Source organism: Ruegeria sp. A5 (assembly GCF_056543005.1).
On sequence record NZ_JBQGAV010000015.1, the window covers coordinates 1 to 16,626 of the forward strand.

The 16,626-nt window shown below is 55.4% G+C and carries 11 protein-coding genes; 10 read left to right on the forward strand and 1 reads right to left on the reverse strand.

Going from position 1 to position 16,626, the window contains the following annotated elements:
* Positions 1-135 precede the first annotated feature (135 nt).
* The gene (locus ACR0AY_RS20655) at positions 136-2,448 is read right to left on the reverse strand and encodes a GumC family protein (RefSeq protein ID WP_480454538.1); all 2,313 of its coding nucleotides are present in this window, start codon (positions 2,446-2,448) and stop codon (positions 136-138) included.
* Positions 2,449-3,767: 1,319 nt separating this feature from the next.
* On the opposite strand from ACR0AY_RS20655, the gene ACR0AY_RS20660 reads away from it, so the two are divergent.
* The 10 genes from ACR0AY_RS20660 to ACR0AY_RS20705 all read left to right on the forward strand — a co-directional run bounded on the left by ACR0AY_RS20660 (position 3,768) and on the right by ACR0AY_RS20705 (position 16,621).
* The gene (locus tag ACR0AY_RS20660; RefSeq protein ID WP_170516206.1) at positions 3,768-4,649 is read left to right on the forward strand and encodes a sulfotransferase; all 882 of its coding nucleotides are present in this window, start codon (positions 3,768-3,770) and stop codon (positions 4,647-4,649) included.
* 111 nt (positions 4,650-4,760) lie between these two features.
* The gene (locus tag ACR0AY_RS20665) at positions 4,761-5,741 is read left to right on the forward strand and encodes a DUF6492 family protein (protein WP_170516204.1); all 981 of its coding nucleotides are present in this window, start codon (positions 4,761-4,763) and stop codon (positions 5,739-5,741) included.
* A gap of 503 nt (positions 5,742-6,244) precedes the next feature.
* Positions 6,245-8,101: an ABC transporter ATP-binding protein gene (locus tag ACR0AY_RS20670; protein ID WP_170516202.1), complete on the forward strand. Its 1,857-nt coding sequence runs from the start codon at positions 6,245-6,247 to the stop codon at positions 8,099-8,101.
* Between the two features lie 21 nt (positions 8,102-8,122).
* Positions 8,123-8,983: a hypothetical protein gene (locus ACR0AY_RS20675; RefSeq protein ID WP_480454539.1), complete on the forward strand. Its 861-nt coding sequence runs from the start codon at positions 8,123-8,125 to the stop codon at positions 8,981-8,983.
* Positions 8,980-10,152 carry a glycosyltransferase family 4 protein gene (locus ACR0AY_RS20680; protein WP_170516198.1) on the forward strand — a complete coding sequence of 391 codons (1,173 nt, stop codon included), beginning with the start codon at positions 8,980-8,982 and terminating at the stop codon, positions 10,150-10,152. The genes ACR0AY_RS20675 and ACR0AY_RS20680 overlap by 4 nt, the downstream gene beginning before the upstream one ends.
* Positions 10,149-12,515 carry a glycosyltransferase gene (locus ACR0AY_RS20685; RefSeq protein WP_170516196.1) on the forward strand — a complete coding sequence of 789 codons (2,367 nt, stop codon included), beginning with the start codon at positions 10,149-10,151 and terminating at the stop codon, positions 12,513-12,515. The genes ACR0AY_RS20680 and ACR0AY_RS20685 overlap by 4 nt, the downstream gene beginning before the upstream one ends.
* Positions 12,505-13,881, forward strand: a complete 1,377-nt coding sequence (locus ACR0AY_RS20690) for an O-antigen ligase family protein (protein ID WP_170516194.1) — start codon at positions 12,505-12,507, stop codon at positions 13,879-13,881. The genes ACR0AY_RS20685 and ACR0AY_RS20690 overlap by 11 nt, the downstream gene beginning before the upstream one ends.
* Positions 13,850-14,791, forward strand: a complete 942-nt coding sequence (locus tag ACR0AY_RS20695; protein ID WP_170516192.1) for a sulfotransferase — start codon at positions 13,850-13,852, stop codon at positions 14,789-14,791. The genes ACR0AY_RS20690 and ACR0AY_RS20695 overlap by 32 nt, the downstream gene beginning before the upstream one ends.
* 2 nt (positions 14,792-14,793) lie before the next feature.
* Complete coding sequence (locus ACR0AY_RS20700; protein ID WP_170516190.1) at positions 14,794-15,627, forward strand: glycosyltransferase family 2 protein; 834 nt, start codon at positions 14,794-14,796, stop codon at positions 15,625-15,627.
* Between the two features lie 4 nt (positions 15,628-15,631).
* On the forward strand, positions 15,632-16,621 hold the full coding sequence (locus tag ACR0AY_RS20705) for a glycosyltransferase family 2 protein (protein ID WP_480454540.1): 990 nt from the start codon (positions 15,632-15,634) through the stop codon (positions 16,619-16,621).
* The last annotated feature ends 5 nt before the right edge of the window (positions 16,622-16,626 follow it).

The window sequence follows — 16,626 nt, forward strand, 5'->3', positions numbered from 1 at the left end:
CGTCTCATACCGTCACGCCAGAACCGATGCTTTCGGCCTCTGGGACGGTTACGCTCTCGAAATGACCACCTGACAGACGCAGACAAGACCGCCGTCAGCCGCGTGCAAACAAGTTGGCAATGCCCGCCAAAGCGTTCAGCTAAAGTAGGAATCGTAACTGCGTTTGTAGATGAACTCGTTGTCCGCGTATTTCCGGGCCCTTGACTGCGATACCAAAGTGAAGACACAGCCAGCGATATTGGCCCCCATCGACCGCAATTCTCTCAGCCCCTCGCGTACCGCGTTCCTGCTGGTGTGGTTCCAGCGCACGAGGTAGACGACGGTGTCCGAAAGCCTGGCCAACAGTCGGGCGTCCGTCACCGCCAGTGCGGGTGGTGTATCAAGGATCACCAGATCATATTCGTCACGAAGCTGGTCGATAACTTCGGCGAAGCGCGTCGAAGACAAGATATCGGCCGGGCTTTCCGTCAGTTTTTCGGAAAGGCTCAACGACAAAATATCCAGTCCCGTTGCTGTCTCTCTGGCAAGCGCCTCTTCAAGCGTACATTTCTTCTGTAGATACGTGGCCAATCCATACCGCCCGCCCGATGCCGACTGAGCCCTGTGCAGGAAGGATATGCGTTTTTGCGGCTTGTCCGCGTTGGCAATGCTTGGAAATTTCGAATAGATCACGGCATTGCTGTCGTCCCGGAAATCGCAACAAACAAGAATAGTCCGGCGGCCGGTGCTCTGACTGGCAAGACCGGTCAGAAACGAGAGCGAACTTTTCCCTTCCCCGGGAACGGAAGATGTGAACATCACGACCTTGGGTACGTGGCTGGCGTCGCTGTAAAGGATGCTCGTTCGCAAGTTGCGAACACTTTCCGACAGAAGACTTTTGGGGTTCGACACGAAACTGCCGCCCAGCTTTTGCAGGCTGCGGCGCATTCCGGTCATCGGGATCGAGTTGAGCACAGGAAGCTGCGAGATCCTCGCCAGAGCTTTCGGGTCCCGTACGGCCTGACTTGTCTGTTCGCGGAACAGCAGCCATAGGAAGCCCAAAAACAGCCCACCGCCAACGGTTGAGATCATCACGCGAGCGCTGGTCTCGAAATCGGGGCTTGTCGGCGTGTCAGCGGCTGACAGCACGCGCGCACCAGCCGATTGCAGGTTGGCCTGTTCGGTGATTTCCTTCTGGCGTGTCACAAAGGTTTGCAACAACGTCTGGTTCGATTGCACCTCGCGTTCGAGCCGGTCAATGGACAGTTCATCGGCGGTTTGTTCGATTGCTATGACTTCAAGATCGCGAACCAGTTTCTGAAGTTGAATTTCACGCTGCTCCAACGATTCCACCTCAAACTCCAGAGCAGCCACGACATAACCGGCCTCTTCGCGGATATTCTCGTAAAGCTGGTCCAGCAGCGCGTTGTTTCGCGTACTGTTGGGTCTTGAACTGCCGCCGGCGATGGCACTGTCACCTGCCATGGCCTCGCGAATATCGATTTCGCGCCGACGGAACTCTGCGATCAACGGAGACTCGCGGAATTCAGTAACTGTCCAAAGGTTTTCTTCAGAGTCCAGGGCGGTTTTTGCCCGATCGCGGCGGGCACGGGACTCGGCGAGGCGCAGTTGGATCGAAGCCAGTTCCTGGTTTAGCGCTGTCAGCTGGACACTTGTCATCTGCGAGCTCTGAGCCTGCCTGTTGGCCAGGTCCAAACGCGCGGTTTCAAGGTTTTCCTCAAGGGTCTCGACGCTGTTTTTCAACTCCAGAATGCGTTCGTCGACCAGTTCGATCACAGTAACGATATTGCGGTTCTTAGAGGCCTTCTGAAAGGCAATGTACTCATCGCTGATGGTATTGACGATCAGCGCGGACTGCGCGGCATTGGGCGATGAATAGACAATCTCGATCACCCTGGATCCGTTAACTTGAAAGACCCCCATATTGGCGCGAATCATGTTGATCGCGTTGCGCATGCCTTTTTCGTACATCTCCTCTTCGGTCAACGGAGCACTTTCGGTGTCGGGTTGCTGCACCGACATCCCAAGCGCGGCCATGGCGCGGTTGAGAATCGCCCTTGCCTGCCCTGGAGGCGGCGCGGGTGTTTCCTGGCCTTGGGCCTGCGCAACGCCTTCGTCAACTGCGGCCTCGCTATCCACTTGCACGAGATTCAGGCGTTCCACCACCTTCTGAAGCAATGTCGTCGAGTTGAGGATTTCGATCTGGTTGCCGATCTCGGTCCCGGCTTCGGGTTCGGTCAGGACGTTTGAGATATCGACGATCTGGACGCGCTCGGGTTCGAACAAAATACTTGCCGCAGCCGTATAGACGGGCTCCTGCCGAAGCACGATGACGGCACCAACCAACATCCCGACGACGCCACAGCACAGAAAAAACAGCTTTCCCCGCCAAATCAGTGAAAGAAGTTCTCGTAAGTTCAATTCGTTGTCGTTTTGATTCTCGTACATAAGTTCAAAAGAATCAAATTCCGAGGCCTTGGACGGACCCGTGCCCTGACTATTCACTTTAACTAACCCTTCAAACTGCAACACGTGCTTTCATATATGCACAATCAGTCAACAAACCAAAGCGCCATCTGGATTTCTTCTCCTTCAGATTGTGTTTAAACACGAAAAATCAACCAACTTTGGGCGCCACCCGGACCAGGCGGTGCGCGGGTGAAATGACTAAACCGTTGGTTTTCGCAGATAGAACAGGGGCTCCAGTTGCGAATTGGTGCACAACAGACGGGTCTGAGCCTTTGTTGCGCCCGGTGATATAGAACAATTTTTCGGTTCCAAAAATAAAAACAATGCAATCGTTTGGCGATGAATAGGTGCCATAGATTGTATAATCGCCGAAAGTTGACGTTAGGGCAAGTTTTGAACCCAAAAAGATAGGCGGTATATGGCTTATAGGCAGATCTTGCAGACTCTATTCTAGAGTGTCCAAATGATTTGGACTATCAATATATTAAGCAGTGTACCGGCGCATGCTAGACGAAAGCATTATGCCGGGTTAACGTTTCGTTTACTGAAGGTGCAGATGTTAAAAAGCGTGTTGGGATGAGTGCTGGCTTTCTTGACCGAGTAAATATAATAGAGGCAGAACGGACCGCAGAGAAACGATGGGGATTTGGGCATTTTCTATTTCCAGTTGCTTCATGTGGCTGGTGACAATTCTAATCTGGATCAAATTTGATCTTGGTGTTGTGCTCGGATTGGCATGCGGTCTCGGAGCGGGCGTGGTAGTTTTTATCGGGCTGATATTCCTTCTCGAAGCTCTGTCCTGGCAGCAGTCCCGGAGCAGCAAGCCGCAAACCCCCCTTAGCACGTCGCGACCGAAGTAAATCCCACCGTCGGCGCGTGCCTGGATCAGACAGGCTGCATTGCACAGAAACAGGAAACAGATTGTGCATATTTTGGCTGTCTGTTTCGATTTTCCGATCCGCTCTGTGCTATTGGCGGCTTTGTGATGTTTTGAGGAACAGGGCGCTGGACAGCGGTCTCGCCGGACGCCTGACGACACCAAAACCCATCGTGACAGGTCTGGATACAGGCGGCGCTGCCGCATATGCGCTGCACCTTTCGGTGGCGATCAGCGTTTGCTGGATTTGAAGTTGAATGCTTGCGGGTACGAAACTCCGGAGAAATTTCTGGTCGATTCCGAAGTTCGTGATAAGGATAATTTGCTGTTCGGGTCAGGCTCAGCGTGGTGGAACCTCGTTCGTATGATGCGGGTCACGCCACGGTCATTTTAGGTCGATACACTATTTTCAGAAAGATCCATGTCCAAGATGTACAATTCAAAGCTTGAAACGAACACGCAAAAATCCAAACCCACATTTATCGGAATTGGCCCGCCAAAATGCGCAACGACATGGCTCGATTCCATTCTGCGCCGGCACCCCGACGTCTTCTTACCCGTCCAGCAGAAAGAAGTGTTTTATTTCGATCGCTTCTACGACCGTGGAGATGATTGGTATTGCGGGCTCTTTGACGGGGCTGCCGACCGTCCGGCAATAGGAGAGATTAGTACGTCCTATATTCTGGATGTTCAGACGGTGCAGCGAATAAGAGATTTCAATCCCGAGGTGAAGCTGATCTGTATCCTGCGGAACCCGGTGGACAGGATGGTCTCTCACTACAGGATGTTTGTCGAAAATGGTCGAACGGACCTTGATTTCGAAAACGCCGTCGCGCGCCATCCGGAACTGAGAATGAACAGTTCATACGCCGGGCTTCTCGGGAATGTGCTGTCCATCTTTCCCCGAGATCAGATTCATTTGGGTATTTTTGAAGAGCTGTTTGCCAGCCCGCAGGCGACGTCTTCGTACCTTGAATCCCTGTTCGACTACATTGGTGTCGATCAGGACAGGCTTGCGCCGGTGGCAGTGAAACAGAAGGTGCGGGAAACTTATGGGAAACCAAAATCCCGTTGGCTGGTAAAGAAGGCAAAGGCTATCAGAAGCGCGATGCGCAAGAGGGACATGGAACATATAGTCCAGTTTCTCATGCGCGCAGGAATCAACAGGCGCCTTTTTCTGCAGCCTTCGGAAATGCCGGATATACCCGATCACCTGCGCAGGGAATTAATTGAGAGCTTTCAAAACGATGTCAGTTTCGTGGAACGTCTTCATGGCGGGAAGATCGAAGTCTGGCATGAATAATTTTATTGCGAGTCTTTGCGGGCTTGAAAACCCTGGTGATTTGGTTCCGCGACAGCCTGCCAGCCATACGCTTGACATAAAATTCCTATTTGTTAACCAGCGGTGGCTCCCATGAAACAACGAATAACGCTTGTCACCGTTGTGTACATAAGGGAAATCGAAAACCTGAAGCTGCAGGCGCGATCGGTGGCCATGTTTTTTGAACCGGATGACATTTCGTCAATATTGATCGTCGTTAATGACAGGAACCAGAAAGAATGCGCGCGACTTGCCCGCGAACTGGTTCACTTTTACGAATCGCTGGCGGATCGGGTGCGGATTGTCGAACCCGAGGAAATCCTGCCGGGCGGGGCAGGTGGATTTTCCGGGCTGCTGCGTCGTATGGTCGTGCAACACCGGAATTGGATACCGTTCAGAACTCAGGCCGGATGGCGCGGCAACAACGGATGGCTGATGCAACAGGCCTTCAAACTCTGTGTGGCCAGGCTGATACCGGATGGGTACGTTCTGATACTGGATGCCAAGAATTTTTTCGTCAGCAATGTGAACCGGTCTGATTTCATATCTGAGGCGGGCAGGGCGCTCAGCTTTCTTGAGCCGCCCAGCAATGCGCAGCGGAATTGGATGGAGAACTCGTTCCGTATCTTCGGGTTGCCAATTCCCCCTGATGACACGCTTACTCCACCTAGCACGACACCCTATTGCTTGAGCGCCGAAGTATTGGCCGGTTGCCTGGCAGAGATCGAAGACAAATTGGGGCCGGCGCATGTGTATTTTGGCTTCAAGCCTCTTGTCAGGCGGGTAGGGCGCAAGGCGTCCGAATTCATGTTGATTTACGCTTTTGTCACCCGGCACTATGGGGGCTGGTCAAACCAGTTCGACGAGGGGTTGCAACCTGCCGCTGGTCTCAACAGAAACATGGATGATGAAACGGTTGAGCGCATGCTCGAATTGGTCGAACAGGGGCGCCGAAAGGTTTTTTCGGTGCATAGCGACCGCCTGGAGAGGCTCAAACCGGAGCACAGGGCTAGGATAAACAGCATTCTTTCAGATCGCGGCCTTGCAGCTGCCGGCGCGTTTCTTGCGCGCTAAACACATAGAAATGGTTTCGGGTGCCGGGTCAGGAGGCCGGAAAAACTGGACGTCGATAGCGAGGCTGGTCCCCTGACACGCAGTTGATGCATCAGTCGGACCGAAAGCGGAGCTTGTCAAAGTATCTCGCTTTCGAAGTCTGAGCCGCAACAGCATTCCAATTGGACAATAGTTGGCCCGACAGAAATTTGTTGAGATATAGGAAACTAAGAACCTGCTCAAATCACACTAGGTTGACCCAAATCGGATCCTACGTATTGAAGCCTTGCCCAGAGAAGGGCGAGGTGTTAGTCGAAAGTCATAGTAGTATGGCATTATTGTGGTTGAGTTTCAGTGTGGAGTGGTCGTTTCGGACCGTCGGGTTTTGGCGGTTTTTGCCCACTTTAGGAGGTAAGTGTGTTATCGGTGATTATTAGTTCTCCGTTGTCTGGACGTTTTGTCCAAAATTTGCTGTTCGTCCGACAATGCAAGCTAACACGCGACGCAACCGTTGGAGTTCAGGCATGAAGGGCTTGGGAACTGTCATCTCGCTTTTGACACCCAGCGAACGTTCGTCTGCCCTTAAACTACTGCCACTGATTTGCCTGCGCGGTTTTGCCGAGATGCTGAGTGTCGGCCTGATCTTCCCGTTTCTCAGGATTATCGGCGATCCGGATCTGATTGACAAAAACAAACACTTGTCCTGGGCCTATTCGGCGGGCAACTTCGAGAGTGTGAACAGTTTCGCCATCGCCATCGCCGTCGTTTTCCTTGTGGTTCTCGTCGTGAGTGCAGTGTTGAAGGTGCTGACACTGTATCTGGTCAACCGCTGGCTGGAGATGCGTAAGCACAGCCTGTCCGCGCGGTTGTTGGAAACCTATCTGCGGCAACCCTACGAATTCATGCTCCAGCGTCACAGCAGCGAGCTCGTTTCGAACATGCTTGCCGAGTCCGGCCGCGTCGTCGGTGAGGTATTCCGCTCGCTTTTCAATGTCGCTCAGTCGCTGGTGTCGATTGTCTTTATGATGTCGCTTCTGTTCTATGTCGACCCCGCGATCACGTTGTTGTCGCTCTGCATTTTCGGGGTACTGTATACGATCCTGTTTGTGACGGTCCGCAAACTGACAAACCGCCTTGGGCAGGTCATGTTTGATGAAAACAGGGCACGCTATCGCGTCGCATACGAAGCGCTGCGGGGCAGCAAGCTGGCAAAACTGCTCAATCGTGAACGATCGCTCATCGACAGCTACCGTCCGCATTCCATGAAGTTCTCAAAGTACAGCGCTGCATCAGCCACTGTCCGTCAGGTGCCGCAGTACATCATTGAGCTGTTTGCTATTGGCGGCGTCGTAGTGCTGACCCTGATCCTGATGAAGCAGAACGGCGGGGTCGGCAGCACGGGCATGGCCGCAGTGCTTCCTGTCATCGGTGTCTTTGCCCTGGCCGTTTATCGCATGATGCCGGCTTTCCAGAAGGGATACACCGCTATCGTTGCCATTCGCCTGAGCACCGTCGCCGCCGTGGCAATTCGTGACGATCTGGCAGACATCTCGGATCATCCGGAATTGCCCACGGATCTGATTGAGCCGATGCGGTTGGAAAAGTCGATCGAACTGCGGGATGTGTCCTACACTTATCCCGGATCTGAAACCCCGAGCCTGAAGAACATCAACCTGACCATCCCGGCTGGAACCTCGTTTGGAATCGTTGGCCAGACAGGCGCTGGAAAGACCACGTTGATGGATCTCATCCTTGGCCTGATCGAACCGACGGAAGGCGCGATGCTGATTGATGGCCAGAAGCTGAGCCACGATCAGGTGCGCATGTGGCGCGCCAATGTGGGGTATGTCCCACAGGAGACATTCCTTTATGACGCGGGCATCGCAGAGAACATCGCCTTTGGCGTTCCAACAGAAGAGGTCGATCTGGATCAGGTTCGCGACGCAGCGAAGATGGCGCAGATAGACACATTCATCCGGGAAGAACTGCCCGAAGGCTATGACACCTTTGTTGGCGAAAGCGGTGTGCGGCTGTCCGGCGGGCAGCGGCAACGCATCTCGATCGCGAGGGCCCTTTATACCCAGCCCGAGGTTGTTGCCTTTGACGAGGCGACCAGCGCTTTGGACAACAGCACCGAAACGCAGGTGATGGATCGGATTACCGAACTCGCCGGGCGGCGTACACTGATTATGGTGACGCACCGTCTGGCAACGGTGAAAAGTTGCGACACGGTGATCACGCTCGAGGCTGGGCGCATCAGTTCGATCGGGTCTTACGAAAATCTGGTTCCGCAGGAAGAAGAAGTTGAATCGGACGGTACCCGCCAAGGCAAGTCCGATCCGGAAGAGGGTTCAAAGCAATCCGTCGCATATGAGATTTAGGTTCGGCCAATGCAGCATCCCTTGACCCTGACTCGTATCAAGAATTCGATAGAATATCGGGTGACGTCGCGCTCATTTCAGATGTTTGAGGGCGGGAAAAGGGTGTATCACCAACTGTTCAGGGCGCACCCCAAGACCACTCTTTTCATCTTCGGATGCCAGCGAAGCGGCACAACCCACCTTGAGCGTTTGTTTCGTGCCGATCCCCGCTCGGTGGTGTTTGGCGAATTCAGCGAATTGTCGATTGATCCGGCGAAAACGGTCTGGCCCGAACTTCCCGAGCTTGGCAGGCGAATAAATGCGGCGCATGGTGATTTTGTCGCGGCACGTTCATTGCTGGCCTCTCACAAAGCTGCGGAAATCCTTGACGCGATTGAGGGCGCGCGGGCCGTCATGATGTTCCGCCAAGCGGACGAAGTTGTCGCGTCAATGATGCGAAAATGGCCGGGGGATTTTGAAGAGATTTCCCGGCGTGTCGAAACGGACGCGTCCGGTCATTGGGACCTGGAGAAGCTGTGGCTGGACATACACGCCTGTATTGATGATCTGAGCGATGCAGAACCCGGGAGCGATGCCCGCCGGCGGGATATCTATGCGCTGTACTGGGTGCGGCGAAACGAAATCTATTTCGACCTGGGCTTCGACCGGGATGATCGGATAAGGCTGCTGGATTACCGGACTTTGCTGAATGAGCCGGACGTGTGCATGGCGGCTTTGACCACGTCCATCGGTTTTGCACCGCCCCGTCTGGCGTTCCCCCTCACCACCCGCCGGATCAACCCTCCGGTCCGCAAGCCGGGGTATCTGTCCGACCGGGTCCGGTTGATGTGTGATGCGCTTTACGATCGCCTCAGCGCCGCCGAGAAAGGGGCCGGCAAATGACCCTGGCCGTTGCGACACACAATCCCAATGCGGTGGCCGAGACATATGTTCGACAGCACATGCGTCTGGTGCGTCCGGGGGAGACGGTTGGAATAGGCATGGCCTGTGTTACCGCCCCGGATCTCGGTCTGCCGTTTCATTGCGTGCGCGGGAACGAGCATTCGAGGCGCAATCCTTTCGGGTCGATGGCAAAATTTCTGAGAACAGGGTATCGCGCCGCCCTGTCCCGGCAGGAGGAGGCCGATCTTGGGAAATTCCTGAATGGCCACGGCGTCACTGCCATTCTTGCTGAATTCGGCACGACGGGCTGTGCCCTTCGTGAATTCTGCCTACGGTCGGGCCTTCCGTTGTTCGTCAATTTTCACGGCTACGATGCGACGGTCCTTGGTCAGCGCCTGGACATGCGATACGCTTATCGTTTGCTGGCGCGGGACGCCCGGGGATTTCTGTGCGGATCACAGCATTTCGCAAGAATCCTTAAAGGCATGGGAATACCTGCGGACAAGATAGAAATCGTTCCTTGCGGTATCGAGATTGATGAGTTCGCCGCGGATGATCGCAAAGACCCTAATCTGGTGATCGCCGTCGGGCGGCTGACACGCAAAAAGCGACCCGATCTGGCGATCCGCGCGTTTGAACTGGCCCGGCGGGATCATCCGTCGCTGCGGTTCGAGATTATTGGCGATGGCCCTGAGAGAGCGGCATGTCTTCCCCTGATCCGGGAATTGGGCATCGAGGATGCTGTGACCCTGAAAGGGGCGTGCGCGCATACTGAGGTCCGAGAGCGGATGGCTGTCGCTTCGATCTTCATTCAGCACTCGGTTACAGCCGAGAACGGAGATCAGGAAAGTCAGGGCATTTCGCTGCTCGAGGCCATGGCGTCCGGGACGGCTGTAGCTGTTACTGATCACAACGGATTTTCTGAAACTGTAAACCAGGGGGAAACGGGCTACCTGTCGCCAGAGCAGGACGTCGAAGCGATGGCCGCCAACATATCGCGTCTGGCCCAGGACGCGGGCATGGCGCGGCAAATGGGCCGGGCAGGACGTGTCCGTGTTGAGGAGCATTTCGATGCACGCAAGCTGGCGCGCAAGCTCAACCGCGTGATCTTTGGCGGCGAAAGCCAGATCACGCAACCAGCTGCCCGGCAGATGGAGGTCGACCTATGATTCGGGTTGCCTTTGGTTCCGTGCCAAAAGACGGCGGGACGTTTACGTTTTATCGCAATATGCGACCTGAGTTTTTGCGCCATGGTGTGGACATGCGCTGTGTTTCAGTGGGTCTTGATCAGGCTGAGATCACCGAGGCCGCATTTGTCGATCAGGGATGCGTAGAGTTGGCCGCGGACACGCGCGATCTGCGGACGCAAGCGCGCGTTTTTGCTGAATGGTGCGAAGATCAGGAGATCGATATCGTGATCGGAGTGAATTCCCCGGCCATTCTCAGTTCGCTGCCGCACCTGCCTGAAAAGGTCAGGGTAGTTGCACGTTGTGCAAATGGTTTTGAGGAAGGGTACAGACTGTCGCTGATCGGGCGGGACAGGGTCGCTCGGTTTGTCGCCCTGGTGCCTCGTTTGCAGGGCGATCTCATCAATGACTACGGCGTCGATTCCGACAAAATTGTCCTGATCCCCAATGGGGCGGTGACCGATCGTTTCGCGGATGCAGCGGGGCGTATCAACGGCGCTGTCGAGCCTTTGTCCCTTGGCTTTCTAGGGCGGTTGGAACACGGGCAAAAGGGCGTGATGTACATACCGTCGGTTTTGGATCGCCTCGATGCGGCGGGTGTTTCCTACCATCTCAGAATTGCGGGCAAAGGAAAACACGAGGAGGACCTGAGGGCAGCCCTTGCCACAAGGGTTGAGGACGGGCGTGTCCGATTTGTCGGCACGCTGTCCCCGGAAGAGATTCCTGAATTTCTGGCCCATACCCACCTGTTCCTGTTCACGTCACATTTTGAAGGCTGCCCGAACGCGCTGCTGGAAGCCATGGCGGCAGGCGCCGTCCCGGTCAGTTGGCGGCTGCACGGGATCACCGACTTCCTGCTCGAAGATGGGCGTACCGGCCTGCTCTGCGACACTGGTGATACCGGGGCGTTTGCGACGGCAATTGCGTCACTCGCCGGTGATCGTGCCCGTTTGAAAGATATGAGCCTGGCTGTGGCCGAAGCCGCGCGGCAGAAATACTCGACCAAAGCATGTGCAGCTTCCTACAAGAAGCTGTTCGATGATGTCATTGCCGAGCCGCCCCCAACCTGGTCTCCGGTGCCCTGGTCAAAATTCGAACCGGACCCGGTGTTTCGACAGCGCCTGATGTCCCGGCTGCTGCCAAAACGTCACCGCAAGATCATCCGGGATATTGCCACACGGCTGGAGGGAAAAAAGGCGGCACCCACGGCACCGGTAATTGCCAACGTCAACCCGCCGACTACCAAGCAGGAAGGCCTGCGGGTGCATCAGATCATCAACAGTGTGGACCTCAGCCGGGGCGGAGCCGAACGTGTCGCTCGTCAGATTCACGCTGGACTTCGGAAATCGGATTTCGATGCTAAACTGGTCGCGCTTGAAGACTGCGATATGGGTGATCTGGAAGGCGCGTGTTCGCTGGGACTGTCGAGCCCTTATGATCCCCGTGCCTTGTTACGCTTGAAAGCCTATGCGCGCGGCATCGCAGCCAACGATATTGTGCATGTGCACCTGTTTCCATCCAGCGCCCATGTTGCTGCGCTTGCGCGCACGGGCCATTTACCGGGTCGGCTGGTGTTCACCGAGCACAGCACGTCAAATCGCCGACGGGGCCATGCCCTTGGCGGCCTGATCGACGAAAAGGTCTATCGCTCTTACGAGAAGATCATTGCGATCAGTGACGGTGTCAAAACAGAATTGCTTCGAACGCATCCATGGCTGGCGAACAGAACCACCGTGATTGAAAACGGGTGCCCTTTATTCTTTGACCATTTGCCGGATAGAACCGGGTTAGACGGGCCGTTTCACATCGTATCCGTGGGACGGCTGACGCCCGCTAAGAATTATGATACGGCTGTGCATGCCCTGGCGCAGCTGCCAGCGGGCGTTGTGCGATACTCCATAGCGGGCGAGGGTGCCGAACGTGCCACTCTGGAACGCCTGACAAGCGAACTTGGGCTTAAGGACCGCGTGAACCTGCTCGGCTATGTGGAAAACGTGTCCGAATTGTTGAAAACCGCGGATGCCTTCCTGATTCCATCGAACTGGGAGGGTTTCGGCCTTGCTGCGGTAGAGGCGATGAACGCCGGCCTGCCGGTTATCGCTGCGGATGTGCCAGGATTGCGCGAGGTTGTGGGGCGCGACGGTCACGCCGCACGGCTTGTAGACCCCTCAGATGTGGCAGGGATTGCATCGGCAGTGAGGTTTCTGGCTGAAAACCCCGATGAGCGCCGCAGAATGGGCGCGGCGGGTTTCGAAATGGCAAAAAAGTACGATATGGTCCGTTTCCTTGAAGCGCACAAATCGTTCTATGAAAAACTGGGGGTGAGACCTTCCGATGTGGCTTAAGGGACATACACCGGGTATCAAGCTTTTTGCCACGTTTGTGTTCGTGCTTGTTGCGGTGCCGAAGGCAAACCTGAAGATTGGCCCCTTGCCCATCTATCTGGTCGATGTCCTTGTATTGTGCCTGCTGTTTTCGGCACAGAAGCTGCCCCCGGTTCCGAAACGCTGTCGGATGTTTGCGGGTACCGTTGTCGCCATTCTGGTTTTTGCACTTGTCAGTGAAATTTCCGGAATGATCCGCTTTGGCACATTACAGGATTCCGTCTATGTGATGTTCCGCTCGGTTTTGGCGTGTAGCGTGTTCTTTCTGGCCCCAAAATACATCCGAACCCGCCAGGATTTCGAGTTTGTACTGAAGGCGCTGGTCGTCGGGCTGATCGTGACGGCTTCGTTGATGATCCTCACGTCGCTTCCGGGAACCCGGGGTACGGTCAGTCAGTTGATTTTCTCGCGCAAGTTTCTGGAGCCTGCCGCCGGGCAGCTCAATTCGATGCTACTGGATACGCCCGAGCGTGGAATCCGGGGTCGAACGCTGGTCGGGGTATCCATACTGGGTGCGACATTCATAAATATTTGCTGGCCTTTCGCAGCCTTGCTGATGCGTTGGCCGTGGGTGGCGGGCGGTTGGCGAAAACTCGCCTTGCTGGCCTGCATGCTGGCCCCGATGGGTGTCCTTATGAGCTATTCCCGCGGTCCGATTCTGGGCACCATCCTGATTGCCGTCCTTGCCCTTGTTCTGGGTTTGCGGCAGGTGAAGCGCGGGATGATCTTACCCATGATCGTAGGGGCAGGGATCATATTCTTCATAGGCATCGGATCACAGTTGTTCTACTTCGAACGTCTGGAACGAAGTTTCGCCGCCTCGCTCGAGTCTCCCTACGAGAACAAGCGCGAAAGTGAACGATCGCTGGCCTATTCCGAACCCTTTGGCCACGTCGCAGAAAAACCGAGCTTTCTTTTTGTCGGTGAAGGCACGACTGTCCGTTACACATCTGCCGGGGCCAGATCCGAACAGGCCAGCCAGGCCACGCATGCCGTCTTTGCGATCGCTTATTACTCCTACGGTATGATCGCCGCGTTTCTTTATGTTTTCCTTATTGCCCGGGCGCTTTTCTTTACCGCCAACCTTGCGCTGCAACGGCGCACGACAATGGAACAGCTGATTGCGCAACCTTTGTTCCTGGCCATGGTTGCAATCATTCCCTGGGCCATGCTCGGGCATGCCGCCGTTTCCACTCCGCGAGGCTCAATGCTTTTGTTTTTGGTAATTGGCCTTGTCTCAGCAATCCCACATTTCACCGTTCCGGCTCGCCGGCACCCCAGCACAAGACAAGCCTATGCGTACAGTCGTAATCTTGCTTTCGGATAAGCGCTCTGGATCCACCATGTTCCAGGACGAGATTTGCCGCCATCCGGCTGTAGATACCGTCGCGTATTCGCCTCACAGGTATCTTGAAACGCACTGGTGGTTGATGGCGGCAGTTTTGCTGGATGAGCCGGGGCCGTTGTTCGCAACTCAAAAGCGGTACAATGGCTATGGAAGCAAAGGTAACGCCCGCGACCTGATGATAGATTTGCTCGCAAAATGCGTTCCGGACTTTGATCCTCCGACAGATGACCGTGCGCTTGTTTTCGATGGGTGGGAAGCCCTTGTCAGGGTCAATCCGGAACCTGTTTTCTTTGAAAAGTCACCTCAAATTCTTGCGCAATGGGCGGCGCTGAGCCTAATGTTGGAATGGATCGGGCGGACCGATCTGACCGTGAAGGTTATCGGGCTTGTAAGAAACCCGCATGGGGTGATGTATTCGGCGGCCAAGTTGTTCGGAACGGATCCGCAGACACGGCAACTGGCCTGGCTCAATGGTTGCCGCAACCTTTTGGCGATTGAACGAATGTTGCCAAAAGACAGCTATATGCGGGTTCGCTACGAGGATCTGGTGGCGTCCCCGGTCGATGGGTTCGCCGAGATCGCACGATTTATCGAGGTAGCGCCGGACGAAACCATGGGCGAAGGAACCCGCTCGGGTTCTGGTGAGAAATGGAAGAATGACCCGGGTTACGTGCTGAACCTGCATCCGGCGGTCCGCCAGATGGCGCAGTCGATGGACTATGCGGATGCCGATCTTGACAACGCACACGGCAAGGATAATCCATCCGGGTCGGCATTCTCGGACACGTCGCGGCGGCAGAGGTTTCGCATTTGGCTGAACCGGCGCAGGGACCGCTTGTTTCGGTCAATCTATTTTCGCCTCCGCGCAATTTTACAGAAGGAACCGTAACCATGGCCACACCGCCAACGGAAAATCGGCCAACGCTTTCAGCTGTTGTTATTAGCCGGAATGAACAGCAGAACCTGCCTCACCTTCTGGACAATCTCGCTGATTGGGTCGATGAAATCGTAATCGTCGACGACAAATCCACCGATGATACACCCGGAATTGCGATGGAAGCAGGAGACGGGGTCAGGTTTGTCTCTCATGCCATGGTTGAGGCGGAGGGATATGCAGGACAACGCAATGTGGGCATCGATAACGCCAGCGGTGACTGGTTGATTCACCTTGACTGCGACGAACGCATCCCGCGTGATCTGGCACAGGAAATCCTCGATCATATCCGCAGTACCAACTACGACGCTTACAGATACCGCCGTCAGAACTACTTTCTCCATCGGCCTGTTAATCATGGTGGCTGGGATTCGTGGAACCGGCCTCAACTCGCCCGGCGCGGGTGCCATCGTTTTGTCGGGGCGCTGCACGAAAGTTGTGAAATCGATGGTGGCGAAGCCCGAATTGGGCAGCTCGAAAAAAAGATTGCGCATCTCAATGAGGGCTCATTCGCCGAGCGCCTGCAAAAAAGCGCGCGTTATGTCGCGATGAATGCGCAGGATCTTGAGAGATCGGGCAAGCCTGTCTCGGGGTTCAGTATAGTGGCAGGCTCGCTTGTCGAGTTTATTAAGCGTTACATCCTGCAGCGCGGTTTTCTGGACGGGGTTCCTGGCATGGTTGCCGCTATACACTCGGCAACTTCGGTATTCAGGACACGTGCGCTGGTTTGGGATAGACAGAACGCGATTGATCGCGACAGCCTCGAAAAGCAGGTATCCTGGAAAGGTTAGGCAATTGCAAACCTCCGAAAAGACCAAGGTCCCGACCGTCTCGGTTGTAATTCCTACCTACAACAGGGCGAAGCTGACCTGCGAAGCGCTGACCAGCGTTATGCAGCAGGATTTTGCGCCTGAAGAAGTGATCATAGTCGATGATGGGTCGGATGATGACACCGCCGAGCGGGTCCAACAGTGGCAGACGGACAACAATCCGGCATTCAGGGTTCAGTTCGAGCGGCAGGATCGCAGGGGTGGAAATGCAGCCAGAAACCGTGGCATCTGTCTGGCGCGGTGTCGCTACGTGGCCTTTCTCGACAGTGACGACCTCTGGCATCCGGAAAAACTGGGCAAGCAATTGAAGCTTCTCGAGTCCCGCCCGGATTATGGGGCCGCTTATACCGGTCTGCGCGAGGTCGTGGCAGAGACAGGCGAGGTCATTGCGGAACCCCGGCGAACCTACCCCGAAGGCAACCTTTTTAAAGCGCTGCTGGTCAGCGACGTGACCGCGCCGACATCAACCTATATTGTCCGCCGTGATCTGTTCGAAGAAGCGGGTTGTTTCGATGAGGACCTCAAGGCGCGACAGGATTGGGATATGTGGATTCGCATCGCGACCTGTACGAAAATCGCAAGCGTGCCCGAGGCATTGGTTGATCTTCGCCAGCACTCCGGCCCGCGAACCGCGTCCGATCCCACTCGGGAACTTGTCGCATACCGCCGGATTCTTGAAAAATATGCGTCACTCAGAAGAGAGCAGGGTCTGGCCGTGCGGTTGGCGGCCCTTTCCAGCTATCACCGGCGGGCAGGGCGGGTTCATCTGCACTATCTCAACCAGCGCGGCAAAGCCATGGGCCACTATTTGATGGCGCTGGTCATCTGGCCCTGGTCTGCGGATTCCTGGGCAGCCCTTCTGGGATCGGTGCTGCCGTCTGCCTTGCGCCAAGTACTGCGCTCCAAATGGAACGCAATTTTCGGGAGAACCTTTCTTGCAATTCGAAGCCACTAACACCT

What these genes read in the sequence shown, in the direction of transcription:
- ACR0AY_RS20655 (WP_480454538.1), bottom strand. Translation starts at nt 2,448, where the DNA reads ATGTACGAGAATCAAAACGACAACGAATTGAACTTACGAGAACTTCTT.
- ACR0AY_RS20670 (WP_170516202.1), top strand. Translation starts at nt 6,245, where the DNA reads ATGAAGGGCTTGGGAACTGTCATCTCGCTTTTGACACCCAGCGAACGT.
- ACR0AY_RS20660 (WP_170516206.1), top strand. Translation starts at nt 3,768, where the DNA reads ATGTCCAAGATGTACAATTCAAAGCTTGAAACGAACACGCAAAAATCC.
- ACR0AY_RS20685 (WP_170516196.1), top strand. Translation starts at nt 10,149, where the DNA reads ATGATTCGGGTTGCCTTTGGTTCCGTGCCAAAAGACGGCGGGACGTTT.
- ACR0AY_RS20665 (WP_170516204.1), top strand. Translation starts at nt 4,761, where the DNA reads ATGAAACAACGAATAACGCTTGTCACCGTTGTGTACATAAGGGAAATC.
- ACR0AY_RS20680 (WP_170516198.1), top strand. Translation starts at nt 8,980, where the DNA reads ATGACCCTGGCCGTTGCGACACACAATCCCAATGCGGTGGCCGAGACA.
- ACR0AY_RS20690 (WP_170516194.1), top strand. Translation starts at nt 12,505, where the DNA reads ATGTGGCTTAAGGGACATACACCGGGTATCAAGCTTTTTGCCACGTTT.
- ACR0AY_RS20700 (WP_170516190.1), top strand. Translation starts at nt 14,794, where the DNA reads ATGGCCACACCGCCAACGGAAAATCGGCCAACGCTTTCAGCTGTTGTT.
- ACR0AY_RS20695 (WP_170516192.1), top strand. Translation starts at nt 13,850, where the DNA reads ATGCGTACAGTCGTAATCTTGCTTTCGGATAAGCGCTCTGGATCCACC.